19 protein-coding genes are annotated in these 25,252 nt (G+C 69.4%); all 19 read right to left on the bottom strand.

Annotation, left to right across the window (positions count from 1 at the left end):
• Positions 1-338: 338 nt before the first annotated feature.
• Positions 339-944, bottom strand: coding sequence for a carbonic anhydrase (locus tag ACZ5BM_RS03685; protein WP_498910013.1), 606 nt, complete (start codon positions 942-944; stop codon positions 339-341).
• 46 nt (positions 945-990) lie between these two features.
• Positions 991-1,317 (bottom strand): hypothetical protein, encoded by a 327-nt coding sequence (locus ACZ5BM_RS03680; protein ID WP_498910012.1) that lies wholly within the window; start codon positions 1,315-1,317, stop codon positions 991-993.
• A gap of 265 nt (positions 1,318-1,582) precedes the next feature.
• A complete protein-coding gene (ligA, locus tag ACZ5BM_RS03675; protein WP_498910011.1) occupies positions 1,583-3,694 on the bottom strand; it encodes an NAD-dependent DNA ligase LigA in 2,112 nt (703 codons plus the stop codon).
• Positions 3,691-5,427, bottom strand: coding sequence for a DNA repair protein RecN (recN, locus tag ACZ5BM_RS03670; RefSeq protein WP_498910010.1), 1,737 nt, complete (start codon positions 5,425-5,427; stop codon positions 3,691-3,693). The genes ligA and recN overlap by 4 nt, the downstream gene beginning before the upstream one ends.
• A gap of 28 nt (positions 5,428-5,455) precedes the next feature.
• Positions 5,456-6,433 carry an outer membrane protein assembly factor BamD gene (locus tag ACZ5BM_RS03665; protein ID WP_498910009.1) on the bottom strand — a complete coding sequence of 326 codons (978 nt, stop codon included), beginning with the start codon at positions 6,431-6,433 and terminating at the stop codon, positions 5,456-5,458.
• A 103-nt stretch (positions 6,434-6,536) separates the two neighbouring features.
• The gene (gene lpxC, locus ACZ5BM_RS03660) at positions 6,537-7,511 is read right to left on the bottom strand and encodes a UDP-3-O-acyl-N-acetylglucosamine deacetylase (RefSeq protein ID WP_498910008.1); all 975 of its coding nucleotides are present in this window, start codon (positions 7,509-7,511) and stop codon (positions 6,537-6,539) included.
• A 393-nt stretch (positions 7,512-7,904) separates the two neighbouring features.
• The gene (ftsZ, locus tag ACZ5BM_RS03655) at positions 7,905-9,452 is read right to left on the bottom strand and encodes a cell division protein FtsZ (protein WP_498910007.1); all 1,548 of its coding nucleotides are present in this window, start codon (positions 9,450-9,452) and stop codon (positions 7,905-7,907) included.
• A 111-nt stretch (positions 9,453-9,563) separates the two neighbouring features.
• Positions 9,564-10,853, bottom strand: coding sequence for a cell division protein FtsA (gene ftsA / locus ACZ5BM_RS03650; RefSeq protein ID WP_498911469.1), 1,290 nt, complete (start codon positions 10,851-10,853; stop codon positions 9,564-9,566).
• Between the two features lie 125 nt (positions 10,854-10,978).
• Entirely contained in the window at positions 10,979-12,052 is a 1,074-nt protein-coding gene (locus tag ACZ5BM_RS03645) for a cell division protein FtsQ/DivIB (RefSeq protein WP_498910006.1), read from the bottom strand.
• A complete protein-coding gene (locus tag ACZ5BM_RS03640) occupies positions 12,040-13,005 on the bottom strand; it encodes a D-alanine--D-alanine ligase (RefSeq protein WP_498910005.1) in 966 nt (321 codons plus the stop codon). Before ACZ5BM_RS03640 ends, ACZ5BM_RS03645 begins: the two co-directional genes overlap by 13 nt.
• Positions 13,002-13,967, bottom strand: a complete 966-nt coding sequence (gene murB, locus ACZ5BM_RS03635; protein WP_498910004.1) for a UDP-N-acetylmuramate dehydrogenase — start codon at positions 13,965-13,967, stop codon at positions 13,002-13,004. The genes ACZ5BM_RS03640 and murB overlap by 4 nt, the downstream gene beginning before the upstream one ends.
• Positions 13,964-15,394 (bottom strand): UDP-N-acetylmuramate--L-alanine ligase, encoded by a 1,431-nt coding sequence (gene murC / locus ACZ5BM_RS03630; RefSeq protein ID WP_498910003.1) that lies wholly within the window; start codon positions 15,392-15,394, stop codon positions 13,964-13,966. The genes murB and murC overlap by 4 nt, the downstream gene beginning before the upstream one ends.
• The gene (gene murG / locus ACZ5BM_RS03625) at positions 15,391-16,581 is read right to left on the bottom strand and encodes a UDP-N-acetylglucosamine--N-acetylmuramyl-(pentapeptide) pyrophosphoryl-undecaprenol N-acetylglucosamine transferase (protein WP_498910002.1); all 1,191 of its coding nucleotides are present in this window, start codon (positions 16,579-16,581) and stop codon (positions 15,391-15,393) included. The genes murC and murG overlap by 4 nt, the downstream gene beginning before the upstream one ends.
• Positions 16,578-17,747, bottom strand: coding sequence for an FtsW/RodA/SpoVE family cell cycle protein (locus ACZ5BM_RS03620; RefSeq protein ID WP_498910001.1), 1,170 nt, complete (start codon positions 17,745-17,747; stop codon positions 16,578-16,580). Before ACZ5BM_RS03620 ends, murG begins: the two co-directional genes overlap by 4 nt.
• Complete coding sequence (murD, locus tag ACZ5BM_RS03615) at positions 17,747-19,093, bottom strand: Mur ligase family protein (protein WP_498910000.1); 1,347 nt, start codon at positions 19,091-19,093, stop codon at positions 17,747-17,749. The genes ACZ5BM_RS03620 and murD overlap by 1 nt, the downstream gene beginning before the upstream one ends.
• Positions 19,090-20,178: a phospho-N-acetylmuramoyl-pentapeptide-transferase gene (mraY, locus tag ACZ5BM_RS03610; RefSeq protein WP_498909998.1), complete on the bottom strand. Its 1,089-nt coding sequence runs from the start codon at positions 20,176-20,178 to the stop codon at positions 19,090-19,092. The genes murD and mraY overlap by 4 nt, the downstream gene beginning before the upstream one ends.
• A 1-nt stretch (position 20,179) precedes the next feature.
• On the bottom strand, positions 20,180-21,601 hold the full coding sequence (locus tag ACZ5BM_RS03605; protein ID WP_498909997.1) for a UDP-N-acetylmuramoyl-tripeptide--D-alanyl-D-alanine ligase: 1,422 nt from the start codon (positions 21,599-21,601) through the stop codon (positions 20,180-20,182).
• Positions 21,598-23,085 carry a Mur ligase family protein gene (locus ACZ5BM_RS03600; protein WP_498909996.1) on the bottom strand — a complete coding sequence of 496 codons (1,488 nt, stop codon included), beginning with the start codon at positions 23,083-23,085 and terminating at the stop codon, positions 21,598-21,600. The genes ACZ5BM_RS03605 and ACZ5BM_RS03600 overlap by 4 nt, the downstream gene beginning before the upstream one ends.
• Positions 23,085-25,250 carry a peptidoglycan D,D-transpeptidase FtsI family protein gene (locus tag ACZ5BM_RS03595; RefSeq protein WP_498909995.1) on the bottom strand — a complete coding sequence of 722 codons (2,166 nt, stop codon included), beginning with the start codon at positions 25,248-25,250 and terminating at the stop codon, positions 23,085-23,087. The genes ACZ5BM_RS03600 and ACZ5BM_RS03595 overlap by 1 nt, the downstream gene beginning before the upstream one ends.
• Positions 25,251-25,252 lie beyond the last annotated feature (2 nt).

The raw sequence follows: 25,252 nt of genomic DNA, 5'->3' as shown, positions 1-25,252 counted from the left end.
GGGCCGTCGTCAGCGACAACGAGCGTCGTTTTGAGCGGAAAAGAGCGATCACCAGGAGCATCCGTTTTTGGGGCGCAGGCGCGCCGGCTGCGACATCATGTCCGAAACGAATGCCAGTCCGGTCATGACAGAATGTCAAGCTGCGTCTCAAAAGATGTCCGGATCGCGCGGGAAGGCGGCTGGTCCGGAAGAGCCGGAGGCAGCGTCGGAACGCGTCCGGAACCGAGCTGCGCCTGCCGGTATCGGCCGGGCGCGAGAACGGGTGGCGACTGCCGGAAACGGAACAGGCCGCGACGGTTGTCGCGGCCTGCGAGGACGTTCGAAAGGGCGGCGGAGCGTTATTCGAAGAATTCGACGCTGCCGTCGTCCAGGTCGTAGCGCGCGCCGATGATGCGCAGACGGCCCTGGGCCTGCGGCTCCTGAAGCAGCGTTTCGGTGTTGCGCAGGCGGTCCACCACGCGATGCACGTTGCAGCGCACCGAGCGATCCAGCAGGTCATGCGTGCCGTCGCGGCGGGCGCGCAGCACGGCCGGCAGGATCGGCTCGATCATCTTGCCGATGCTGCCGGGGAAGGTCGCGTCTTCTTCCACAACGTTCACCGCAGCCTGCACCGCGCCGCAGCGCTCATGGCCCAGCACGACGACCAGCGGCGCGCCCAGAACCGCCACGCCGTATTCGATCGAACCGATCGCCGCGGTATCGACCACGTTGCCGGCGTTGCGGACGATGAACAAATCGCCGAGGCCGCAGCCGAACAGCACTTCCGGCGGCACGCGGCTGTCGGAGCAGCCGACCAGGACGCAGAACGGGGCCTGCTTTTCCGCGAGAGAGGCGCGACGCTCGGCGCCGGTCTGGTGCTTCTGGATCACCTCGCCGGAGAGATGGCGGTGATTGCCTTCCTTCAAACGGGCGAGGGCCTGATCCGGGGTGATGGTGTTGCTCAAACTAGGCTCCTTGATTGCGGGAGGGGCAGGGTCGCCCCGAGGCGGATCAGCGTGCCGACATGGTGTCCGGCGCGGGGGCTCCCATCCAGTTCGGATGCTTGCGTTCGACCCAGGCCAGGCAGCGTCCGGTGAGGCGGCGCAGCGACGGAACGTCGTCCGACAGCAGAACCACCCCCAGCGGCAGCATCCAAAGCCCGAACACGGGCAGGATGGCAAGAACGCTGCCGCAGATCAAAAGAATACCGGCGGGGATGCGGACCCATTTCGCTTCGGGTCTGCGCAGCCACGTCACGGCGTCGCGTATGCGTTGCGGCAGCCGAGTCAGCAGGCGCTGCAAGCGTTCTTCGCGTTTGAGGTCGGTCTCGTCCTGCATGATCGCTCTCCTGCCCGATCAACGGAAAGCGGTTTGGAGGCGTTGCGTTTCAAAGCATGTGTTGGACGATGTGGAGAGGATTTCATCGTCTGAGTGCGTCCAGGGCGGGCAGGCGAGAGCGATAAGGGAAGAGATGTTCTTTCTTGGAAGAAAGAACCAAAGAACTTTTGTTTTATTGGTGTTGTGCTTTGTCGGTAGCGATAAGCCAAACGGACAAGAGTCCTTTTGCTTCTTTTTCTTCAGAAAAAGAAAACTCTCCTCGCTCTCAGCCTTGCGACGTATCGGGTTCCGCGGTGGTCGGGGCAGGCGGCAAGCCGGCGAGTTCGCGCCAGCCGGCTTCGTCCAGCGTGTCGATGCCGAGCTCGGCGGCCTTCTTCGCTTTTGAACCGGCATCCGCACCCAGGATCACCAGATCGGTCTTCTTGGACACGCTGTCGGTCACCTTGGCGCCCATGCGTTCGGCGATCGCCTTGGCTTCCGGCCGGGTCATGGTCAGGAGCGAGCCGGTGAACACCATGGTCTTGCCGGACAAAGAGCCGTCTTCGGTCGCTTCCTCCGGCTGGATCTCGCGCAACACCGAGCGCAGATCGTCCACCGCGTCGCGATTGTGTTTCTCGCTGAAGAAGGTGGCGAGTTCGTCGGCGATCGCGGTGCCGACGCCGAGAATGCTGCCCAGGGCCAGACGCTCGTCGGAGCCGATGGTGGTGGCGGCCTGCATCTGCGCGCGCCAGTTGTCGTATGTGCCGTAATGCCGGGCGAGCAGGCGGGCATTGGTCTCGCCGATGCGGCGTATGCCGAGGCCGAACAGGAAGCGGGCGAGGGGAATGTCGCGCCGCGCGTCGATCGCCCGCATCAGCTTGGTGATGGAGGTGGTCTTCCAGCCTTCGCGGCCTTCGAGCTGCTCCGGCTCGAGGCGGAAGATGTCGGCGGGCGTGGCGATCAGCCCGGCCTCGTGGAACTCGCGGATCGATTTCTCGCCGAGCCCGTCGATATCGAAGGCGTTGCGCGACACGAAATGGATCAGCCGCTCCACCGTCTGCGCCGGACAAACGAGCCCGCCGGTGCAGCGCACCACCACCTCGCCGTCGGGGCGCACCGCCTTGGAGCCGCAGACCGGGCAGTGGTCGGGAAACACGTAGGCCGGGCCGCGCTCGACGCCGGGTTCGTCCACCCGGCCGAGGATCTGCGGAATCACGTCGCCGGCGCGTTGCAGTGTGACACGGTCGCCCGGGCGGACATCCTTGCGGGCGATCTCGTCGGCGTTGTGCAGGGTGGCGTTGGTGACCAGCACGCCGCCCACGTTCACCGGCTCCAGACGTGCGACCGGCGTGAGGGCGCCGGTGCGCCCGACCTGGATGTCGATGCGCTCCAGACGCGTGACCGCCTGCTCGGCCGGGAATTTCCAGGCCACCGCCCAGCGCGGCGCGCGACCGGCGAAGCCGAGCCGGTCCTGCAGGGCCAGGTCGTCGATCTTGTAGACCACGCCGTCGATGTCGTAGGCGAGGTCGGCGCGCTTGATCGTCAGATCGTTCTGGAACGCTTCCGCCGACGCCTCGTCGGCCAGGACGCGGCCGAGTGGGTTCACGGTGAAGCCCCAGCGTTCGAGCTGTTCCAGATAGCCCTTATGTGTGGTTGCGACCGGGGCGCTCGAGCGGCCCTGCGCATAGGCGAACAGGGACAGGGGACGCGACGCTGTGATCGCCGGATCGAGCTGGCGCAGCGAACCGGCGGCGGCGTTGCGCGGGTTGGCGAACAGCCTGTGGCCGTTCTCTTCCTGCGCCTTGTTGAGCCGGAGGAAATCGTCCTTGGTGAGGTAGACTTCGCCACGGATCTCGATCAGCGCCGGGGCATCGCCCTTGAGCTGCATCGGCAGGCCGCGCAGCGTGCGCAGGTTGGCCGAGACGTCCTCGCCGACGATGCCGTCGCCGCGCGTTGTGCCGCGCACGAACTGGCCGTTCTCGTAGGTCAGGCTGATCGACAGCCCGTCGATCTTGGGCTCGGCCACGACCGGCAGCGGCTCGTCCTTCAGGCCGAGAAAACGCCTGGCGCGGGCGATGAAACCTTCGAATTCGGTGCGGTCGAACACGTTGTCGAGCGACAGCATCGGCACGAGGTGCCTGTGCTTGCCGAAGCCGCCATCGGGCGCAGCGCCCACCGTTTCGCTGGGCGAATCCGCGCGTTTCAGGTGCGGGAAGCGTTCTTCGATCGCCGCGTTGCGACGGCGGAGCGCGTCGTATTCGGCGTCGGTCGCTTCCGGCGCGTCCTCCGTGTGGTAGGCCTCGTCGAGACGGGCGAGCAGAGTGGCGAGACGGGCGAGTTCGGCGGCGGCTCCGGTCTCGTCCAGCGCCTCCGGGGCAACGGTTTCGGGTTTGCTCACAGCAGACGCTCCGCGCCGGTGGCCAGCAGGCTGTCGGCGGCGGCGCGTGCGGCCTCTGTGATCTGTTCGCCGGCCAGCATGCGGGCGATCTCCTCGCGTCGTTCGGTGCCGTTCAACGGCTCGGCGCGTGTTTCGGTGCGGCCGGCGCGCACCTGCTTGGCGATGCGCAGATGATGGTTGCCGCGGGCCGCCACCTGCGGGCTATGCGTGACCACCAGAACCTGCACCGCATCCGACACCCGGGCGAGACGCTCGCCGATCGAGGCCGCCGTGGCGCCGCCGACGCCGGAATCGACCTCGTCGAACACCAGGGTCGGGATCGCGGAACGGCCGGCCAGCACAACCTTCAGTGCCAGCATCAAACGCGACAACTCACCGCCGGAAGCGACCTTGGCCAACGGGCCGGGCGGCTGGCCCGGATTGGCGGCGATCAGGAACTGCGCCTGTTCTGTGCCGCGCGCGGTCCAGCTTTCGGGCGGCAGGGGTTCGATCTGCACGATGAAGCGGGCCCGTTCCAGGCGCAGCGGCTTGAGTTCGGCCATCACCGCGGCTTCGAGCTTCTTCGCGGCGGTGGTGCGTGTGGCGGTGAGGGTGCTGCACTCGGCGACGAAGGCGGCGCGTGCTTCCGCCACCGCCTGTTCCAGCGCGCCGATGCGCGCCTGCCCGCTGTCCAGCGCCTCGAGCCGGCCGCGCAGCTCGGCCAGCAGCGCCGGCAGCTCCAATACCGCGACGCCATGCTTGCGGGCGGCAGCGCGCAGGGCGAACAGCCGTTCCTCGGTCTGCTCCAGCAGCTTGGGGTCGCCGTCCTGGTCGGAGGCGAGACGCGACAGGAGCGCTTCCGCCTCGCCGAGGGCGGCTTCGGCCTGATCCAGCGCGTCCAGCGCCGCCTGGGCGCGGGCGGCGGCGCTGTCGCTGGCGGGCTGATCGTCCGCCTCCGCGCCGGGGGCGGGCAGCAGGCGTTGCAAGGCGCGCGTGGCGGCGCGGAGGGCGGCGCCGGGGCCGGAATTGCGACGGTCGCGCGGGGTCAGCTCGGCCAGGGCGGCGGCGATGGCCTCCGCGCGTCGTTCGCCCTGTTGCAGCCCCTGGCGCGTGGCGGCGAGCTGGTTTTCCTCGTCCGGCTGCGGGGCGAGTTCGCCCAGATCCTGCACCGATTGCCGCAGCCATTCCTCTTCGCGGGCGGCTTCCTCGACCTTGGAGCGGGCGTCGTCCAGCGCCTTTCGGGCCGCGACCCAATCGGCGTGTTTGGCTCGGACGCGCTTGCGCAGGGCGGGGGGCACGCCGAACGCGTCCAGCAGATCGAGATGGATCGCCGGATCGGCCAGGCCCATCTGCTCGTGCTGTCCCTGGATCTCCACCAGAAGCGCGCCGACGCGCTTCAGCAGGCCGACGCTGGCCGGCTGGTCGTTCACCGTGGCGCGCGACCGTCCGTCGCGCGTGACCACGCGCCGGAGCACTACCGACTCGCCGTCCTCATGGCCGATGCCGTGCTCACGCAGCAGATCGTGCAGCGGGTGATCGGCGGAGAGATCGAAGCAGGCGGTGACGCCGGCCTGTTCGGCGCCGGCGCGGACCACGCCGGAAACGGCGCGTTCGCCCAGGGCCAGACCAAGGCTGTCGAGCAGGATCGACTTGCCGGCGCCGGTCTCGCCCGTGAGCACGGTGAGGCCGGGATGGAACGGCAGGTCGAGCCGCTCGATCAGCACCATGTCGCGGATCGAGAGTTGGGTCAGCATGGCGGACAGATAGGGCGCGCGGCCCGGATCAGAACACCGAGTGGACCATGCGGCCGAAGAATCCGCGCTTCTGCTTCACCGGGACCGGGGCGGCGGCGGGAGTCGCGTCGGCGGCCGGCGGGGCGGATCCGTCCGCGACCGGCGCGGCCGTTCCGGAGATCGGCTGACCGGGCGGGACGTCGCTCGGCTGCAACGCGTTCGAGCGGCGCAGATTGCTGTAGGCGTCCTGATACCAGGGGCTGCCGGGGTAGTTGTAGCCGAGCACGGAAGCGTTGCGCCGTGCCTGATCGGTCAGGCCGAGTTTGAGATCGACCTCGACCAGACGGGCGAGCGCTTCCGCGGCATGGTTGGTGGTCTGGAAATCCTGCACCACGCGCTGGTAGCGGTTGATGGCCGCCGCATAATCGTGCTGCCGCTCGTAGTAGCGGCCCACCAGCATTTCCTTGCCGGCGAGATGGTCGCGGCAGAGATCGATCTTGAGGCGGGCATCGCGGGCATAGGCGGTGTCGGGGAAACGCGTCACCACGTCCTGGAGCGCGTTCATCGCCTGAACCGTGCCCTGCTGGTCGCGCTGGATGTCGGCGATCTGCTCGTAATAGCAGAGGGCGCGCAGGTAATACGCATAGGCTGCGTCGTCGCTGGTCGGATGCAGCTGCAGGAAGCGGTCGATCTGCTGCACCGCGTCCGGATAGCTCTGCTGCAGATAGTAGGCATAGCCTTCCATCAGCTGAGCGTTGGCGGTGTAGCCCGAATACGGGAAGTTCTGCTGGATGGTCTCGAACTGGGAAACGGCGAGCTTGTAGCGCTTGGTGTGCAGCGCATCGATGCCGTTGTTGTAGAGACCTTCAGGTGTCGGCGGGCCGGCGGGCTCTCCGACGGGCGCCTTGGAAGCGGAAAACGGGTTGATGCTGTCGAGCGTCTCGCAGCCCGCGAGCGGGACCGCCATCAGGCCGAGCAGAAGGGAAGCCGGGGCAAGGCGCGAAAGGTGCCAAGAAGTAAGCGACATCGACCTGCCGGCGTTGATGGAAAGGGATCGCCTTATATCACGCGACGGTCTGGCGGGAAGCCGTTGCGATCCGGCACGATTTGCCGGAGTCACGCCGAGGCGGTCAGGCGGCGCGGGCGCGGCCGTTCCAGCCCGCGAGGCGCCATGCGTCGCGATCGGCCATCAGCGCGCGCAGCAGACGGTTGTTCAGGCCGTGCCCGGAGCGGTGGCCGATGAACGCGCCCTGGAGCGGGTGACCGGCCAGGGCCAGATCGCCCACCGCATCCAGCATCTTGTGTCGCACGAACTCGTTCGGGCGGCGCAGCCCGGCCGGGTTCATCACCTGGGCGCCATCCACCACCACGGCATTGTCGAGCGAGCCGCCACGGGCGAGCCCGGCCGCACGCATCGCCTCGATCTCAGAGCGGAGCGTGAAGGTGCGGCAATCTGCCAGCTCGCTGCGGAAGCCCTGTTCGGACAGGCGCATGGTGTAGGCCTGACGGCCGATCGCGGCGGCGTCGAAGGCGATGGAAAGGGCCAGGCTCAACCCCGGCGCGCGGCTGGGGCGCAGTTCGGCAAAGGCGTCCTTGTCCTCGACGCGCACGGTCTTCAGCACCTCGATCACCGTGCGCGGCGTGTCCTGCGCGACGCGTCCGGCGCAATCCAGCAGAAACAGGAAGGGCTCGCTGGAGCCGTCCAGGACCGGCATTTCCGGTCCGTCGACATCCACCCGGACGTTGTCGATGCCCGCGGCGATCAGCGCGGCCATTACGTGCTCGACGGTGGCGACGCGCGCATCCGGCCGACCCTCGGGCGCCAGAACGGTGCAGAGGCGGGTGTCGATCACACCGTCGAACCGGGCCTGGACCTCGGTGCCGAGATCGGTGCGGCGAAACACGATTCCGGTGCCGACAGCTGCCGGGCGGAAGGTGAGGGTGACGGGCAGCCCGCCATGCAGGCCGATTCCGGCGCAGGAGATCGGGTTGCGGATTGTCTGCTGGGTGCCGGCATCGGTGGACCGGAACGAGAGGGCGGTCTCGCGCACGGAGTGTGCGGGGACGTGCAGATCGCCGATCGTTCCCACCTGCATACCGTCCATTCCGTGTCCTCCGTTCGCCCGCATTGGTGCTGCGGATCGTGGCAAGACTGAGGGATAGACGGGCCGGTGGTTAACCGCCAGTCAATGATTATTGCCGGTTGTTTCGGTATAAAGACTTGAAATCATTGGAAAAGACCGGGATAGATTTCGCTTCGCGGCCGGAGCGGTTCGCAGTCGGGACAGGGGGGGCGGTGATTCGCGCCAGCGCCGGCGGCCGGGGAAGCGGGCGGGTCACCGGACCGCGAGCGTGCCGTGACGTGCAACGTCCCTGGTCGGATTCGTGCCCGTGGCGACGCCGTATTCGAAACGAAAACGCCGCCGGTGGAGAACCACCGGCGGCGCCGTTTCGGGGCCCAAAGCGGCCAGAGCGATTATTGAGCGATCACACCGCGCTCAGTTGCTCTGGCGGCGCAGGAAGGCCGGAATGTCGAGGCCGACTTCGTCCGTGGCGGCCGGACGCACGGTGGCGGACGGTTCCTGCTCGTGGATGGTCGGCTCGGCGCGCGTCACCGAGGCCTGCGGAGCGGGGGCCTGCGGTGCCGCTGCCGGACGGCCGCGCAGGGCGCCGGTGACGATGCCGAACAAGGAGCGCGGCGCGGCCACCGGGGCCGGCTCGGCCTGACGCGGCGGCTCGGAGAACAGACCGCCGCGCTGCACCGCCGGACGGGCATTCGGCAGCTGATGCGGCAGGGCGTGCGCCGGAGGAGCGCTGGCGCCGGCTTCGGCCTGATAATGCGGCATGGCCGGCCGCAGCGCGCCGATCGAGGTCGGCGTGGCGTGGGCCGGAGCAGCGGCATGCGGCGCGGCGGTATGCGCCGGAGCCGGCGGGGCGGCCGGCTCGGCATGAGCGGGCTGTGACGCCAGCACCGGTGCGCCGATCGGGCCGGTATGGGTCGGCGCCGCGGCCGGGGCGGGCTCGGCCGCGGCGCCGCCCACGGCGACGAGGCGCGGACGGTCGGCATGCTGGATCGGGGTGTCGATGCCGGTGGCGACCACGGACACGCGGACGCGTCCGGCGAGGTTCTCGTCGATTGCCGAACCGAAGATGATGTTGGCGTCCTCGGCCACTTCCTCGCGGATGCGGTTGGCGGCCTGATCCACCTCGAACAGCGTCATGTCCTCGCCGCCGGTGATGTTGATCAGCAGGCCGCGCGCGCCGGCCATGGAGGTGTCTTCCAGCAGCGGGTTGGAGATCGCCGCTTCCGCCGCGCGGATGGCGCGGTTGTCGCCGTCCGCCTCACCGGTGCCCATCATCGCCTTGCCCATCTCCGCCATCACGGTGCGGATGTCGGCGAAGTCGAGATTGACGAGGCCGGGGGCGACCATCAGGTCGGTCACGCCGCGCACGCCCATGTAGAGCACGTGGTCGGCCATCTTGAACGCTTCCTTCCAGCCGGTGCGCTCATTGGCCAGACGGAACAGGTTCTGGTTCGGGATCACGATCAGCGTGTCCACGAACTGCTGCAGTTCGGCGATGCCGGCATCGGCGGCCTTGGCGCGTCGCACGCCTTCGAAGGTGAACGGCTTGGTGACCACGCCCACCGTCAGGATGCCGCGCTCGCGCGCCATGCGGGCGATCACCGGGGCTGCACCCGTGCCGGTGCCACCGCCCATGCCGGCGGTGATGAACACCATGTGCGCGCCGTCCATGTGACGCGCCAGCTCGTCCGCCGCTTCTTCCGCCGCCGCCCGGCCGATTTCCGGCTTGGCGCCGGCGCCCAGGCCTTGCGTCAGATGCGGGCCGAGCTGGATGCGCCGGTCGGCACGGCTATGGGTGAGCTGCTGCGCGTCGGTGTTGGCGACCACGAACTCCACGCCTGCCAGCTGGAGCTGGATCATGTTGTCGACCGCATTGGTGCCGCCGCCGCCGACGCCGATCACGGTGATGCGCGGCGTGAAGTCGGAATAGGTCTGGGTCGGGATGGTCAGGTTCAGGGTCATGGACGGTCTCCCGTGAGGGGCAAAAACTTATGGTCTTGGGCGGGGCGGTATCGGGGCGGGGGCGACGTTCTGTCGTCCGGACAGGGGAGAGGGGGGCGCCATCGTCTCATCTCAGACGCGCTCCCTGAGGAATTCGACCAGACGGCGCATGAAGCCGGGCGGTCTCGGTTCGGACAGGTCGATATCGGCGAGGGTGCGTCCGGCACCTGCCGCCCAGGCCAGCAGGCCGACTGCGGTTGCGAAGCCGGGGCCGGTGGCGTTGTCCGGCAGGCCGCGCACGCCGATCGGGCGGCCGAGCCGTACCTGACGGTCCAGGATCCGGGCGGCCATCGGGCCGATCCCGTCGAGCTGGGAGGCGCCGCCGGTCAGGATCACACGTCCGCCGCCGGGGCCGCCGCTATGCTTGCCGAGACCGGCGCTGTCGAGACGGTCGCGCACCAGCTCGAAGGTTTCCTCGATGCGGGGACGGATCACGCTCACGATGCGGGCGCGCGGCACGCGCGTGAACTGGTGCTCGTCCTCGCCGATCTGCTGCACGTTCACCAGCTCGCGCTCGTCGTCGGACGAGCTTTCGGCGTTGCCGTAGATCACCTTCAACCGTTCGGCCGAGCCGAGCGGGGTGGAGATCATGCCGGCGATGTCCTTGGTGACGTGCAGGCCGCCCACGGGGAGCTGCGCCGTGTGCAGGATCTGCCCGTCGGCGAACACGGCGAGCGAGGTGGTGCCGCCGCCCATGTCCACCACGGTGGCGCCGAGTTCGCGCTCGTCCTCCACCAGGACCGACAGACCGGAGGCGAGCGGGGCCGCCACCAGCTCGGCGATGTCGAGATCGCAGCGGGCCAGAACGGCGGTGAGGTTGCGCAGCGCCATGGAGGCCGCATCGACCACGTGGAGGCGGGCGGCGAGCTGGTCGCAATGATGGCCGCGCGGATCTTCCACCCCGGTGGTCTCGTCCACCGAGAAGGCCAGCGGCAGGGCATGGATCACGTCGCGCCCGTCGGTCACGGCGCGGTTGCGGCCCTCGTTCACCACGCGGCGGATATCGGCATCGCCGACCATGCGGCCGCCCACCGGCCAGCGCACGTTGAACAGCCGGCTTTCCGGCTGGCCGCAGGAGAGGTTCACCGTGACGGAGCGCAGATGGTGGTCGGCCTGGCTCTCGGCCTGACCGACCGCGGCGCGTATGGCGCGCTCAGCCTCGGCCAGATCGGTGATTCCGCCCAGACGGACGCCGCGCGAGCGCTGCCAGCCGCAGCCAGTGACGCGCAACGTGCCGTCCGGCTCGCCGCGTCCGATCAGGCAGGTGATCTTGGTGGTGCCGATATCCAGCACGCCGAACGTGCCGGGGCGGTAGGGGCGCTTGCGCGGCTGGCCGGACTCGGCCGGCGGCAGCGCCAGCATGCGCGATTGTTCGGGCGCCGGGGCGGTGATCACCGGGGGCAGCTTGGATTCGGCGGCCGGACGGCGGGCGCGGGAGCGCTTGGCGCGGGGCGGCGGGTCGCTCGGCGGGATCAGCGTCAGGTCGCTCACGCGGGCCTCCTGCCCGAATCAGGGGCCTGATCGGCGCCTCCGTCGGGGAGCGAATCGGCACCGGTGTCGCCATTATCGCCGTGCTGCGGGCCCGAACCAACCGCCGAATGGGGGTTCGGCGCCGGCCTCGCCTTCCGTGTGACGGTCGACGCGGGGCGTGCGGTCGCTGGATGGTCGGCGCCCGTATCCGCGGCCTGCGCGTCGGTCGCGGTTCCATCGGCGGCATCGGGGTCCGGCGCCGGAGCCGGGCGCGGACGGATCACCAGGCGGTCCGGCAGGCGCATGTCGATCGCTTCCAGTGGGCGGACCAGAAGCTGGTGGTCGTGCTGGAGTTGGGCCAGACGGGCCAGGGCCTGCGTCTCGGCGCCCTCGGGCAACAGAACGTCGCAGCCATTGCGCAAAGTGAGGTTCCAGCGTCGCATGCCGACGCGCACCGCGGCCACGACATGGGTGCGCACGTCGGGCTGTGCCGCCAGCGCCTCGATCAGCCCTTCCGCCGCCTGCGGCGCACCGGCGCCCACCACCAGCGGCAACTGGGCGAAGGCTTCCGCGTCCTTGCCGTTCATGCCCTGGTCGGCGACCACCTGGCCGTTGCGGTCGATCAGGACGAAGCGGCCCTGGTTCTGCCAGACGGCATAGGGGCGGCGCTCCTGCAGATGCACCACGATGGTGCCGGGCAGGCGGCGCTCCACGGTGGAATGTTCCACGAAGGTGAGTGCGTCGAGGCGCTTGCGGGCTTCCTCCACCGAGAACCCGAGAATGTCGTCGCCGACCGACACGCCCAGGGCCTGCAGCACGGACGATTCCGGCGTCATGTCGCGACCGTAGATCTCGATCTTGGCGACGTGCAGCGCCGCCTTGGCGCCGAGTTCGGCGCGGAGCGGCGCGAACCGGGCCTCGTCGTTCATCAGATGCGCGAACCAGACGCCGCCGCCCACCAGCCCCAGCAGCACGCAGCCGCCCAGCGCCGGCCGCAGCAGGCGTTTCTGGCGACGCAGGAAGATGACCGCCGGCGACGGGCGGTCCATCAGCCCGCCGGTGGGCCGTGTGCGGGGGTTCACACGCGGCATCGGGCGTTCTCCACCATCCAGCCGCACAATTCGGCGAACGGGATGCCGCGAAAGGCCGCCTGCTCGGGCAGAAGCGAGGTCGGCGTCAGGCCCGGCTGTGTGTTCACTTCCAGCAGCACCAGACGGCCCGGTTGCTTGTCGCCGTGCACCGTGTCGTCGTAGCGGAAATCCGACCGGGTCGCGCCGCGGCAGCCGAGTGCGCGATGCGCCAGCAGGGCCAGACGCATCGCCTCCGCGAAGGCCTCGGGGTGGATCGTCGCCGGAAGCACGTGCTTGGAGCCGCCCGAGGCGTATTTGGCGTCGTAATCGTAGAAGCCGTGCGCCACTTCGGGGTTCGGCGTGATGTCGGTGACGGTGAGCGGACCGATATCGCCGTCCTCGCCGCCCAGAACGCCCACGGTGATCTCGCGCCCGGGGATGAACTCCTCGACCAAAGCGGTGGGGCCGTAGGACCAGGCCGAGACGATCTCCGCGCGCCGGTTGCTGCCGGCACGAACGATGTCGACGCCGACCGAGGAGCCCTCGTTCAGCGGCTTGATGACGTAGGGGCAGGGCAGCGGATCGGCTTCGGCGAAATGCGTAATCTCCACCACGCGGCCGCGCGCGATCGGCAGGCCGGCCGCGGCGAAGGCGGCGCGCGCGGCGTCCTTGTCCATCGCCACGGCGGAGGCGCGCACGCCGGAATGGGTGTAGGGAATGTTCATCCAGTCCAGCACGCCCTGGATCACCCCGTCTTCGCCGAAGCGTCCGTGCAGGGCGTTGAACACCACGTCCGGGCGATCGGCGGACAGATCGCCGACCAGCGCGCCCAGATCGGCGCCCGGATCAATGCCGCGTGCCGGATAGCCCGCTTCCAGCAGCGCGCTCAGCACGCCCTGGCCGGAGGAGAGGCTGACGGCGCGCTCGGAGGACAATCCGCCCATCAGAACGGCGACGCTGGGTTTCGTCTTCATGCCGCGTCGCTCCCCGGCACGCCGGGCAGGCCCAGCCGCTTGATTTCCCAGTGCAGGTCGACACCGGACTGTTCCCGCACGCGACGGCGCACCTGCTCGCCCAGACCCTCGATATCGGCGGCGGTGGCGTCGCCGGTATTGAGCAGGAAGTTGCAGTGTTTTTCGCTCACCTGCGCGCCGCCGAGGCGCAGGCCACGGCAGCCGGCCTCGTCGATCAGCTGCCAGGCCTTGGAGGCACTTTCCTTGGCGGTCGGGTTTCGGAAGGTCGAGCCGCCGGTGCGGGCGCGCACCGGCTGCGACGCCTCGCGCGCGGCCTTGATCTCGGCGATCCGCGCCCGTGCCGCCGCCGGGTCGCCCGGAATGCCGCGCAGACGCGCCCGCACCACCACCGCGCTTTTCGGCAGCGAGGAGCGGCGATAGCCGAAGCCGAGCGCTTCCACCGGCAGGCGCAGGAACTGACCGTTGCGGTTCACGATCTCGGCCCAGTCGAGCACGTCGGTGATCTCGGCCCCGTAGGCGCCGGCATTCATCGCCACCGCCCCGCCGATCGAGCCCGGGATACCGGCCAGGAATTCGAGCCCGCGCAGACCGGCGGCGGCGGCATGTTCCGCCACCGTCATGTCGAGGCAGGCCGCGCCGCAGACGATGCCGTCGCCATCCACCGCGACGTCGGAAAAGCCGCGCGCGAGCTTGATCACCACGCCCTGAATGCCGCCGTCGCGGATGATCAGGTTGGAGGCCTTGCCGATGCACAGCACCGGCAGTTCCGGCGGCAGCACGCCCAGGAACGCGGACAGATCCTCCGCATCGGCCGGACGCAGCAACAGCTCCGCCGCCCCGCCGACGCCGAACCAGCTTTGCGCGCCGAGCGGCGCGTTCTGGTCCAGACGGCCGCGCACCGCGGGCATGGCGCCCAGGCTGGTGGCGAGACCTTCTGTCACGGGGCGGGGAGACGCGTTCATGCCGCGTGTCCGCCGCGATTCTTCTGTAGCGCCGCGAGCTGTTCCGGCAGCGCCTGCGCCCAAGTGGTGATGTTGCCGGCGCCGAGGCAGATCACGAAATCGCCTGGACGGGCGATGGCGTGCACCATCTCGGCGAGATGCTCCGGCCCCGGCAGCGGCACCACCGAGCGATGCCCGGACGCGCGCAGGCCGTCCACCAGCGCGTCGCGGTCCATGCCCTCGATCGGCGCTTCGCCCGCGGCGTAGACGTCGGCGATGATGACGGTGCCGGCGTCGTTCATGCAGGTGCAGAACTCGGAGAACAGCGTCTGCAGACGCGAATAGCGATGCGGCTGCACGATCGCCACCACGTCGCGCGCGCCGGCCTGACGCGCCGCCTTCAGCACGGCCGCGATCTCGACCGGATGATGGCCGTAATCGTCGACCACGGTGATGCCGCCCGCCTCGCCGGTGCGGGTGAAGCGGCGCTTCACGCCGCGGAAATCGGCGAGCGCGGAGCGGATCGTGCCCTCGTCGATCTCCATTTCCACTGCAACCGCGATCGCCGCGAGCGCGTTCTGGACGTTATGCTGGCCTAGCATCGGCAGACGGAACGGGCCGAGCTTGCGCGTGCGACTGCGCGCGCGATCCGTCACCATCACCTCGAACGTGGCGCCGCGCTTGTCGGCGACGAGACGCTCGGCGCGCACATCGGCCTGCGGCGAGAATCCGTAGGTGATGACTCGATGATCGGACAAGCGCGGAATCATCTGCTGCACGTTGGGATGATCCACGCACAGAACCGCGAAGCCGTAGAACGGGATGTTGCTGACGAACTGGTCGTAGGCCTGCATCATCGCCTCGGGCGTGCCCCAATGGTCGAGATGCTCCGGGTCCATGTTGGTGACCACGGCGATCACGGCCGGCAGGCGCAGGAAGGAGCCGTCGCTCTCATCCGCCTCCACCACCATCCAGTCGCCTTCGCCCATGCGCGTGTTGGAGCCGTACGCTTCGATGATGCCGCCGTTGATCACGGTCGGATCGAGCTTGGCCGCATCCAGCATCGCGGCGACCAGCGAGGTGGTGGTGGTCTTGCCGTGCGTGCCGCCGATCGCCACCGACCAGCGCAGACGCATCAGCTCGGCCAGCATCTCGGCGCGGCGCACCACCGGGATCAGCTTGGCGCGGGCGGCCACCACTTCCGGATTGTCGCGCTTCACGGCGGTGGAGGTCACCACCACGCGGGCATCGCCGAGATTGTCCTCGTGATGGCCGACCGAAACCTTGATCCCGGTGGCGCGCAGGCGCTGCACGTTGGCGCTCTCGCTGATGTCGCTGCCCTGCACGACGTAGCCCAGATTGTGCAGCACCTGGGCGATGCCGGACATGCCGATGCCGCCGATCCCCACGAAATGGATGGTGCCGATGGAAAGGGGAAGGGCTCTCATACGCGCATCGTCCCGGACGCTTGGGGTTGACCTCGCGGTGGGATGGAACGGTCCGGTTCCGAGCGCAAGCCGTCGGCGCCGGTCGTTCCGCAGGCGTGCGCGATGCGGCGCTCCACCAGATCGGCCAGGGCGGAAGCCGCATCCGGCCGTCCGAGTCCCGCCGCCGCGCGTGCGGCCGTCTCCAGCGCGGCGGGCTGGGCCAGCAATTCGCGCAGCAATTCGCCCAGGGCTTCGGGCGTAAAGCCGGACTGGCGCAGCATCCAGCCGCCGCCCGCCTGCACCAGCGCATCGGCATTGGCCGATTGCTCGTCCGAGGCCGCGATCGGCAGCGGCACCATGATGGACGCGCGTCCCACCATCGCCAGTTCGGCCACCGACGAACCGCCCGCCCGGCCGATCACCAGATGTGCCGCCGAAAGACGCTGCGCGACGCGATCGAAGAACGGCGCCACTTCGGCCTCGATGCCGGCCTGCGCATAGGCGGCGCGCACGCGCTCCAGATCCTCCTTGCGCGCCTGCTGCGTGACGCGCAGACGCGCCCGCAACGCGTCCGGCAGGGCGGCCAGGGTCTGCGGCACCACATCGGCGAACACGCGCGCGCCGAGCGATCCGCCCCAGACCAGCAAACGGATTTCTTCGCTCGCATCCGGGAACGGCGCGCGTGCGGCGGCGGCGATCTCGGTGCGCACCGGCATGCCGGTCAGCATGGTCTCGGTGCCGGGCGGCACCTTGGCGACATGGGCGAAAGAGGTGGCGATCGCATCGGCGAAACGCGCCAGCAGCGCATTGGCCTGTCCCAGCACCGCATTGCCTTCGTGCAGCACGATCTGCGGACGCTTGCGGCCGAGCAGTCGCGCGCCCAGCAGTGGCGGCACGGACGGGTAGCCGCCGAACCCGACCACGGCGGCGGGCCGGATGCCGCGCAGGATCGACCGCGCGCGCAACGCGCCGCGTCCGAGCGAGACGAGGCCGCGCAGCTTGCGCACCACGCCGCCGCCGGCGACTCCGCTGCCCGGCAGCACGTGCTGCGCGCAGTCCGCGAACACGCCGTGCTCGCGGCGGCCGGCGCGCGTGTCGGTCATCAGCACCAGCGTGTGCCCGCGCGCGGCGAGTTCGGTCGCCAGCGCCTCGGCCGGAAAGAAATGTCCGCCGGTGCCGCCTGCGGCGATGACGATCGGGGCGTTCATGCCGCACCCCGGCCGGACACGCGCGAGCGGCGCGCCGGCATGTCGCCGAAGCGGCTCATCTGCGTTCGCCGTCGCGTGAGCGCCAGTACCATGCCGATGGTCAGCGCCACCGACATCGCAGACGAGCCGCCATAGGAGATGAACGGCAGCGTCATGCCCTTGGTCGGGATCAGATGGAGTGAGGAGGCCATGTTGACGAAGGCCTGCAAACCGAAACCGCAGACGAGACCGGCGGTCGCCAGCACTACGAAGGGATCGTCCTCGGCCAGCAGCTTCAACAGCGTGCGCACGACGATGAAGCAGAACACGCCGATGATGAACAGGCAGACCAGCAAACCGAACTCTTCGCCCGCGACGGCGAACACGAAATCGGCGTGCGCGTCCGGCAGCAGATCCTTCACCCGGCCTTCGCCGGGACCGCGCCCCAGCAGCCCGCCATTGCCGAAGGCCTGCAACGCCGTGTCGATCTGGTAGTGGTCGCCCTGTTCGGGATGCAGGAAGCGCGTGACGCGCGACCGCACATGGGCAAACGCGATATAGGCGCCGGCGAAGGCGGCCATCATGCCGGCGACGCCGCATCCGACGAAGAACAGGTTCAGGCCGCCGATGAAGAGCTGCGCCATGAACACGCAGGTGATCACCGACAACATGCCGATATCGGGCTGCGATTTCAGCAGCAGCAGGATCACCGCGAAGATGCCGGCACTCAGCAGCATGCCCGGAAAGGCGCGCGACTTCTTGCCTTCCGCCAGCAGCCAGCCGGTCACCACCGCGAAGCAGGGTTTCAGGAATTCCGAAGGCTGCACCGACATCATCGGCAAGGCGATCCAGCGGCGCGCGCCCTTGATCTCCATGCCGTGCACCAGGGTCATCGCCGTGAGCCCGAGCGCCACGATGCCGCCCAGCAGCGCCAATCGGCGCACGCCTTTCGGCGTGAGCATCGAGGTCGCCAGCACGATCACCCCGGCGATGGACAGGAACACCACCTGCTTGAAGATAAACATGTCGCGCGTGGCACCGATGCGCGCGGCGACCGAGGGGGATGCGGCCAGCATCAGCACGTAGCCGAAGCCGATCAGCAGCCCGACGCAGCCGAGCGTCCAGCGATCCACCGTCCACCACCAGCGGCCGAGGGTGGAATTATCCGCGCGGGAGAATTGGGCCATCAGGCGGCCTCCCCGGATCGAGTGGACAACTGGCCGACAAGGGCGGCGAAAACCTGTCCGCGCGCCTCGAACGAGGCGAACTGGTCGAACGAAGCGCAGGCCGGCGACAGCAGCACCACGGGAACGTGCTCCCGTGTGGCCGTCGCGAAGGCCTCCGGCACCGCGCGCTCCAGCGTGTCGACGATGCGATGCGGCACCGCATGCGCCGAGAGCGTCGCGGCCAGCAGCGGCGCATCGCGGCCGATCAGGAGAGCTTCCGCCATGCGCGGGAAGAACGGAACCAGATCGTCGATTCCGCCCGACTTGGCGATCCCGCCCGCGATCCAGACCAGCCGCTCGTAGCAGCCGAGCGCGCGCGACGCGGCATCGGCGTTGGTCGCCTTGCTGTCGTCGACGAAGCGAACGCCGCCGACCGAACCGACGATGCGCTGGCGGTGCGGCAGACCGGCGAAGCTCTCGATGCCGGCTTCGATCTGCGCCTGGATCAGACCCAGATGCGCGGCCATCGCCGCCGCGGCGAGCGCGTTCTGGGCGTTGTGCGCGCCGGGCAGGGCGATCGCCCGCGACAGGGCGCCGGACAGCGATCCGGGTTCCTCGCCCGACACCGTGACCAGATGCGCCGCCGTACCCGCTTCGGCCAGGCGCCGGCTGTCGGGATCGTCCAATCCGATCACCGCCAGATCGTCCGGCGTCTGACGGGCGAAGATCTCCAGCTTGGCGCGCTCGTAGCCGCGCATGTCGCCGTGACGGTCGAGATGGTCCGGCGACAGGTTCAGCAGGCAGGCGGCGTCGAAGCGCAGCGTGTCGAGCCGTTCCAGCATGTAGCTGGACATTTCCAGCACATAAACGCCGTCATCCGGCAGCAGCGGCAGAGACAGGGAGGCCGGGCCGAGATTGCCGCCTGCCGCGACCGGCACGCCGGCCTGTTCCAGCATATGCGCCAGCAGCGCCGTGGTGGTGGACTTGCCGTTGGTGCCGGTGATGCCGGCGAAACGCGCCCGGCTGCCGGCGGCGCGCACGGCGCGGAACAGCAGCTCGGCATCGGACAGGACAGGCACGCCGGACGCGATCGCCATCGCCGCCACCGGATGCGGCTTCGGCAGGATGTGCGGAATGCCCGGCGACAGCACCAGCGCGTCGAACCCGTCCAGGCGCTCGATCGGCGCCATCGTCACCCGCTCGGGCAACGGCTCCAGAGCCGCACGGCTCGTCTCGCCATCGTCCCAGCATTGCACCGCAGCCCCCATCCCGCTCAGCGCGCGCACCACCGGGCCGCCATTGCGGCCGAGACCCAGCACGGCGAAACGCCGGCCCGCGAACAACGAAGGGGGAAAGCGCCCGTTCATCTGATCTTCAGCGTCGCCAGACCGGCGAGGCCCAGCACCATGGAGACGATCCAGAAGCGGATTACGATCTTCGGTTCCTGCCAGCCCATCTTCTCGAAATGATGGTGCAGCGGCGCCATCAGGAACACGCGCTTGCCGGTGCGCTTGTACCAGCCGACCTGGATGATCACCGACAGCGTCTCGACCACGAACAAGCCGCCGACGATGCAGAGCACCAGCTCGTGCTTCACCGCGACCGCGACCGCACCCAGAGCGCCGCCCAGGGACAGCGAGCCTGTATCGCCCATGAACACGGCGGCGGGCGGCGCGTTGAACCACAGGAAGCCGAGCCCGGCACCGATCAGCGCCGCCAGGAACACGCCCAACTCGCCCGTGCCCGGAACCGCATGAAGCTGGAGGTAGTCGGCGAAGATGCGGTTGCCGACGAGGTAGGAGATCAGGGCGAACACCACCGCGGCGATGATCACCGGCACGATCGCCAGACCGTCGAGCCCGTCGGTGAAGTTCACCGCATTGCCGAATCCGGTGATCACCAGCATGGCGAAGATCGGGAAGGCGTAGGAGAGCGGCAACAGCGCTTCCTTGACGAAGGGAAACGCCAGTGCGTCGGACAACGGCGCCGGCATCAGGCTTTCGATCCACCAGCCCGCGATCAGCGACGATGCGAATTCGACGCCGAGACGCCAGCGCTTGGAGACGCCCTTGGTGTTGCGTCGCGAGAGCTTGAGATAATCGTCCGCGAAACCCACCGCACCGAACGCGGCGGTCGCGAACATCACCGCCCAGACGAAGCCGTTGGACAGATCGGCCCAGAGCAGCGTCGAGAGCAGCCACGTGGACAGGATCAGGATGCCGCCCATGGTGGGCGTGCCGGCCTTCTCGACGATGTGTCGCTCGGGGCCGAGCGCGCGGATCGGCTGGCCTTCGCGCTGGATGCGTCGCAGGCGGGCGATCACGCGCGGGCCCATCACGAGGCTCAGCACGAACGCCGTCAGGCACGCCGCGCCGGAACGGAACGTGATGTAGTGAAACAGATTGAACGGAGCGAACTGTTCCGTCAGCAGGTGGGAAAGATTGTAGAGCATCTCAGTTCGCGTTCGCCGAAATCGTGGGCGTCAAATTCTGGGGTGACAGATCCTGGGGTGAAGAGGCCGTGAGCGCGGACACCACGTCGCGCATCCTGCTGCCGAAACTTCCTTTCACCAGAACCACGTCGCCGTCGCGCAAAGCGTCGCGCACGACCGGCGCCAGGCTGGCGGCATCGGCAGCATGCGCGCCGCGGAGCGAGCCCGGCAGCGTCTCGAACAGGTGTTTCATCATCGAGCCGGAGCAATAAACGATGTCCGCCGATTCGCGCACGTGAGGATTGAGATCCTCGTGCTCGTTTCGCGCGAATTCGCCCAGCTCCAGCATGTCGCCGAGAACCACCACGCGCCGTCTGGCCGGCAGCAGCTTCAGAACCGCCAGGGAGGCGCGGACCGAGGCGCCCGACGCGTTGTAGCTTTCGTCCAGCAGCATCACGCCGCCGCCCAGGATCGGCTTCAGCGCGCCGCGTCCGGCGCCCGGCGCGAACGCCGCCAGGGCCTGCGCCGCGACCGCCGGATCGGCGCCCAGCGCGCGCACCGCCGCGAGGCAACTCAGCGCGTTCTCCGCCATATGCCGTCCGGGCGCTTGGAGATGCAGGCGCAGGCGGAGCTCGCCCAGAACGGCGACCGCATTGGTGCCGTCCGCGCGCAGGACGAGATCGTCCAGCCATGCATCCTCGCCGATCCGCAACACCGTCGCACCGCGATCCCGTGCCCGGGCATCCAGCCGGTCCGCATGCGGCGCGGATGCGGGGAAGATCGCGGTGCCGTCCGGTTCCAGCGCGCCGAAGATCGACGCCTTCTCCTCCGCGATCGCCAGCAGGGAGCCCATATGGCCGATATGCGTCGCCGCCACCGTGGACACGATCGCCGCGTGCGGCCGCGCCAGCGCAGCCAGGGGCGCGATCTCGCCCGGATGGTTCATGCCGATCTCGATCACCGCGAAGGCGGCGTCCGCCGGCATGCGCGCCAGGGTCAGCGGCACGCCCCAATGATTGTTGAACGAGGCCTGCGCCGCGCTGGTCGGGCCGATCGCGCCCAGCGCCACGCGCAGCATCTCCTTGGTGGTGGTCTTGCCGACGCTGCCGGTCACCGCCACCACGCGGCCGCTGAACCGGTCGCGCCCGGCGCGCCCCAGACGGTGTAGGGCCGCGAAGGTGTCGTCCACCAGCAGCAGGGGCGCATCGCCCGCGACGCCGTCCGGCACGCGATGCACCAGCGCGGCCGCGGCACCCTTCTCTAGCGCCGCCGCGACATGAGCGTGACCGTCGCCGTTCTCGCCCACCAGCGCCACGAACAGCTCGCCCGGCTGGAGGGTGCGGGTGTCGATGGAGATGCCGGTGATGCCGTCGGGCGTGCCGGTTTGGAAACGGCCCGAGACCGCCTCGGCCAGCGTCGCTCCGGTCCAGAGAAGCGGACTCATGCCGCGATTCCCGCCAGGTCGCGGATCACCGAGGCGTCGTCGAACGGCAGCACCTGTCCGGCGACGATCTGGCCCTGCTCATGGCCCTTGCCGGCCACGACCAGCACGTCGCCAGGGCGCAAGGCGGCCAGACCGGCGGCGATCGCTTCCCGACGGTCGCCGATCTCGGTGGCGCCCGGAGCCGCGTCCAGAATGGCGCGACGGATCGAACCGGGCTCTTCCGAGCGCGGATTGTCGTCGGTGACGATGGCGATGTCCGCGAGACGGGCGGCGATCTCGCCCATCAGCGGACGCTTGCCGCGATCGCGGTCGCCGCCGGCGCCGAACACCGCCACCAGCCTTCCGCCCGCATCCGAGACGTGCGGACGCAGCGAGCGCAGCAGACGCTCCAGAGCGTCCGGCGTGTGTGCGTAATCGACATAGGCGCCGGCGCCGTTGGGTAGCGTCGCCGCCAGCTCCATGCGCCCGCGCACGCCGGTCAGTCGCTCGGCGCGTTGCAGCAGGGCCGGAATCTCGCCCTCGTCGGAGGCGGCGAGAAGAACCGCCAGCAGCACGTTGTCGGCCTGGAACCGGCCGGGCAGGGGAAGCCGGATGTCCTGCGTGGTGCCGTCGACCGAGAGCGACAGAACCTGCCCGTCCGGACGCGGCGTCGCCTCCAGCAGACGGATCGTCTCTCCCGCCAGCCCGGCCGAGCGCCAGGACAGGCGACGCGCCTCGGCGATGCCGCGCAGACGGGCCAGCGTCTCCGCGTCTATGTCGGCATTGACGCAGCAGGCCCCGCCCGTCGGCAGCAGGCGCTCGAACAAACCCAGCTTGGCGTCGCGATAGCGGTCCAGAGTGCCGTGATAATCCAGATGGTCGCGGCTCAGATTGCTGAAGCCGGCCGCCGTGATCGCCACCCCGTCCAGGCGGTGCTGTTCGAGCCCGTGCGAACTGGCCTCGATCGCCACCCCGTCGGTGCCGCCGCGTTCGAGCGCCGCCAGCAGCGTCGCCAGGCCGACGCTGTCCGGCGTGGTCAGGACCGGGCCGATATCGGGCAGCGTGTCCAGCTCGGACACCACGCCGAGCGTGCCGATGCTGGCGGACCGGAGCCCGCCCAGTTGCCAGAGCTGACGGACGAAATCGGCGGTGCTGGTCTTGCCGTTGGTGCCGGTGACGGCGGCGATGCGTGCGGGCTGCGGACCTGCCGCGCGCGCGGCGATGCGGGCGACGGCGCCGGCCGGATCGGCGCTGCGCAGCACGGGGATCGCTGCTGCCCCATCCGGCACTGCCGCGTCCGCCGGCAGCAGCACCGCGACCGCGCCGCATGCCACGGCATCGGAAACGAAGCGCGCGCCGTCCAGCGCGGAACCGGGCAGGGCGGCGAACAGGAAGCCGGGCCGGACGCGGCGGCTATCGAGCGCCACGCCCGCGATCGGCAACGAGTCCGCGCCGGGCGGCACGGAAACGATCCCGTCCGCCAGCGATCCCAGGGTCGGGCGCATCAGTTGCCCGGCCTGACGTAGGAGACGGATTGGCGGACGGCGGCGCCGGCCGGATGCGGATCGACGCCCCTGGTCTTGGGACTGGCGGCGGCGCGGGCGGCTTCCTTGGCCTGTTTCGCGGCGAGCTTGTCGCGCGCGGCCTGTTCCTTGGCCTCACGGGCGAGCTTGGCCGGATCGCCCGGATCGTTGCCCGGACCCAGTGCGCGATAACCGGTGCCGACCGGCGGCGACATCGGGATGCTCAGGGACGCCTCGATCTGGTCCACGCCGGTGGTGACCGGGAACAGCCCCATCATCGGCGCGATCCGCGCGACGATCTTGCGCCAGGTCGGCACCGCGTTCCAGCCGGAGGTGTACCAGCCATGGGTTTCCGGCAGCGCCTGCGGGCTGTCGAGCATCACGTAGACCGCGTAGCGCGGTGCATTCAGCGGCAGGATGCCGGTGAAGGCGGTGATGTTGACGTGCTTCAGATAGCCGCCGTTGGGGCCGACCTTTTCCGCCGTTCCGGTCTTGCCGCCGACGAAGTAGCCGGGGATCTCCGCCTGCTTGCCGGTGCGCTGCTGGTCCGGGCCGGCCACCACCATGCGCAGGATGCGTCGCAGCAGCCCCGACGTGTTTTCCGACAGGACGCGCTTGCCCTGCGGCACCACATTGTCCGACGAGGCCGCGTCGCCGCCATCCTGGTCGGTGTCGGGGTTGTTCGGGGTGGCGCCGTCGAGCGCCCTCGTGTCCGCGACCGGCTGCAGAAGGGGCTTCGCCGCCGTGGCTGCGGCGGTGAGATCGGTCTGGTCGCTCGCCACCTGCTGCTCGGCGCGGGCGAGCAAAGTCGGCTTGATCAGGATGCCGCCATTGGCGGTGGCCGCGGTGCCGCGCACGATCGCCAGAGGCGGCACGGCGACGCCATGGCCGAACGCCACCGTCATCACCGCGGAGAGGCCCCAATTGCTCAAACGCGGCAGCAACGGCCGCGCGGCTTCCGGCAGCTCCACCGGCACGCGGTCGAAGAAGCCCATGTTGCGCAGCCAGTCCTGCTGCCGCTTGGCCCCGGCATCGAGCGCCATATGGGCCGCGGCCGGGTTGGACGACAGCGCCAGGGCTTCCGGCATCGCCAGCCAGGGGGCGAAGTGGTCGGTCTTCATGTCGGAGATGGTGAAGCGTCCGACATGGATCGGCACGGTGGAGAACTTATCCCACACATGCGCGATGCCGTCTTCCAGCACCATCGCCGCCGTCTGCAGCTTGAAGGTCGAGCCCGGCTCGTACATGCCGGTGACGGCGCGGTTGAAGCGCTCGTCGTCGGTGGCCTTGTTGTAGAGGTTGGCGTCGTAGTCCGGCAGGCTGACCATGGAGATGATCTCGCCGGAGCGCACGTCCATCACGATGGCGCAGGCGCCGATCGCCTTGAAGTGCAGCCGCGCCGCTTCCAGCTCCTCGCGCACCACGCCCTGCACGCGCACGTCGATCGACAGGCGCAGCGGCGTCTTGTCCGACGACAGGCGCTTGTCGAAGAAACGCTCCACGCCGCCGACGCCGTGATCGTCCACGTCCACGGCGCCCAGGATCTGCGCGGCGGTGCGGCCGAGCGGGTAATGCCGCTTCTCGCCCGGTTCGAAATAGATGCCAGGAATGCCGAGATCGTTGATCGCCAGTTCCTGTTCGGGCGTGACGTCGCGGGCGATGTAAACGAACTGCTTCTTGCTCGACAGGCGCTGGATCGTTTCCGCCACGTCGAGCTTCGGCAGCACCTTCTTCAGCTTGTCCGCCGCATCCGCCGGGTCGATCAGCTCCATCGGATTGGCGAACACGGCCGCCATCGGCAGGGAGATCGCCAGGATCTGGCCGTTGCGGTCGGTGATGGTGGCGCGATGCACCGGCAGGCCGACATCGTCGGCCAGAAGCCCGTGCGGGTCGGTGCTGATCTTGGGGATCTGCGGCACCAGCGGCGCGATCTGCCGCTTGGCCGGCGCCATCGGCATCAGCACCGTGGCCAGAGCGAGCTTGAACGACACCGCGCCGAACAGACAGCCGAATCCGGCCGCCGCCACCAGGAGGCGGACGCGCATCCGCTCCATCACCGCGCGCTGAACGAGGTCGCGCCCGGTGACGCTGACCACCGTCTCGTGGTCGGTCAGCGGATCAGGCTGTTCCGGGCGAGTGCCCCGCATGG

The organism is Lichenicola sp. GTC18331 (assembly GCF_055386855.1).
This window is presented reverse-complemented; position numbering and strand designations above follow the sequence as displayed.

Excerpts from the sequence above, each read along its gene's own strand:
- ACZ5BM_RS03680 (WP_498910012.1), bottom strand. The coding sequence starts at position 1,317 with ATGCAGGACGAGACCGACCTCAAACGCGAAGAACGCTTGCAGCGCCTG.
- recN (WP_498910010.1), bottom strand. The coding sequence starts at position 5,427 with ATGCTGACCCAACTCTCGATCCGCGACATGGTGCTGATCGAGCGGCTC.
- ACZ5BM_RS03665 (WP_498910009.1), bottom strand. The coding sequence starts at position 6,433 with ATGTCGCTTACTTCTTGGCACCTTTCGCGCCTTGCCCCGGCTTCCCTT.
- lpxC (WP_498910008.1), bottom strand. The coding sequence starts at position 7,511 with ATGGACGGTATGCAGGTGGGAACGATCGGCGATCTGCACGTCCCCGCA.
- ftsZ (WP_498910007.1), bottom strand. The coding sequence starts at position 9,452 with ATGACCCTGAACCTGACCATCCCGACCCAGACCTATTCCGACTTCACG.
- ftsA (WP_498911469.1), bottom strand. The coding sequence starts at position 10,853 with ATGCTGGCGCTGCCGCCGGCCGAGTCCGGCCAGCCGCGCAAGCGCCCC.
- ACZ5BM_RS03645 (WP_498910006.1), bottom strand. The coding sequence starts at position 12,052 with ATGCCGCGTGTGAACCCCCGCACACGGCCCACCGGCGGGCTGATGGAC.
- ACZ5BM_RS03640 (WP_498910005.1), bottom strand. The coding sequence starts at position 13,005 with ATGAAGACGAAACCCAGCGTCGCCGTTCTGATGGGCGGATTGTCCTCC.
- murB (WP_498910004.1), bottom strand. The coding sequence starts at position 13,967 with ATGAACGCGTCTCCCCGCCCCGTGACAGAAGGTCTCGCCACCAGCCTG.
- murC (WP_498910003.1), bottom strand. The coding sequence starts at position 15,394 with ATGAGAGCCCTTCCCCTTTCCATCGGCACCATCCATTTCGTGGGGATC.
- murG (WP_498910002.1), bottom strand. The coding sequence starts at position 16,581 with ATGAACGCCCCGATCGTCATCGCCGCAGGCGGCACCGGCGGACATTTC.
- ACZ5BM_RS03620 (WP_498910001.1), bottom strand. The coding sequence starts at position 17,747 with ATGGCCCAATTCTCCCGCGCGGATAATTCCACCCTCGGCCGCTGGTGG.
- murD (WP_498910000.1), bottom strand. The coding sequence starts at position 19,093 with ATGAACGGGCGCTTTCCCCCTTCGTTGTTCGCGGGCCGGCGTTTCGCC.
- mraY (WP_498909998.1), bottom strand. The coding sequence starts at position 20,178 with ATGCTCTACAATCTTTCCCACCTGCTGACGGAACAGTTCGCTCCGTTC.
- ACZ5BM_RS03605 (WP_498909997.1), bottom strand. The coding sequence starts at position 21,601 with ATGAGTCCGCTTCTCTGGACCGGAGCGACGCTGGCCGAGGCGGTCTCG.
- ACZ5BM_RS03600 (WP_498909996.1), bottom strand. The coding sequence starts at position 23,085 with ATGCGCCCGACCCTGGGATCGCTGGCGGACGGGATCGTTTCCGTGCCG.
- ACZ5BM_RS03595 (WP_498909995.1), bottom strand. The coding sequence starts at position 25,250 with ATGCGGGGCACTCGCCCGGAACAGCCTGATCCGCTGACCGACCACGAG.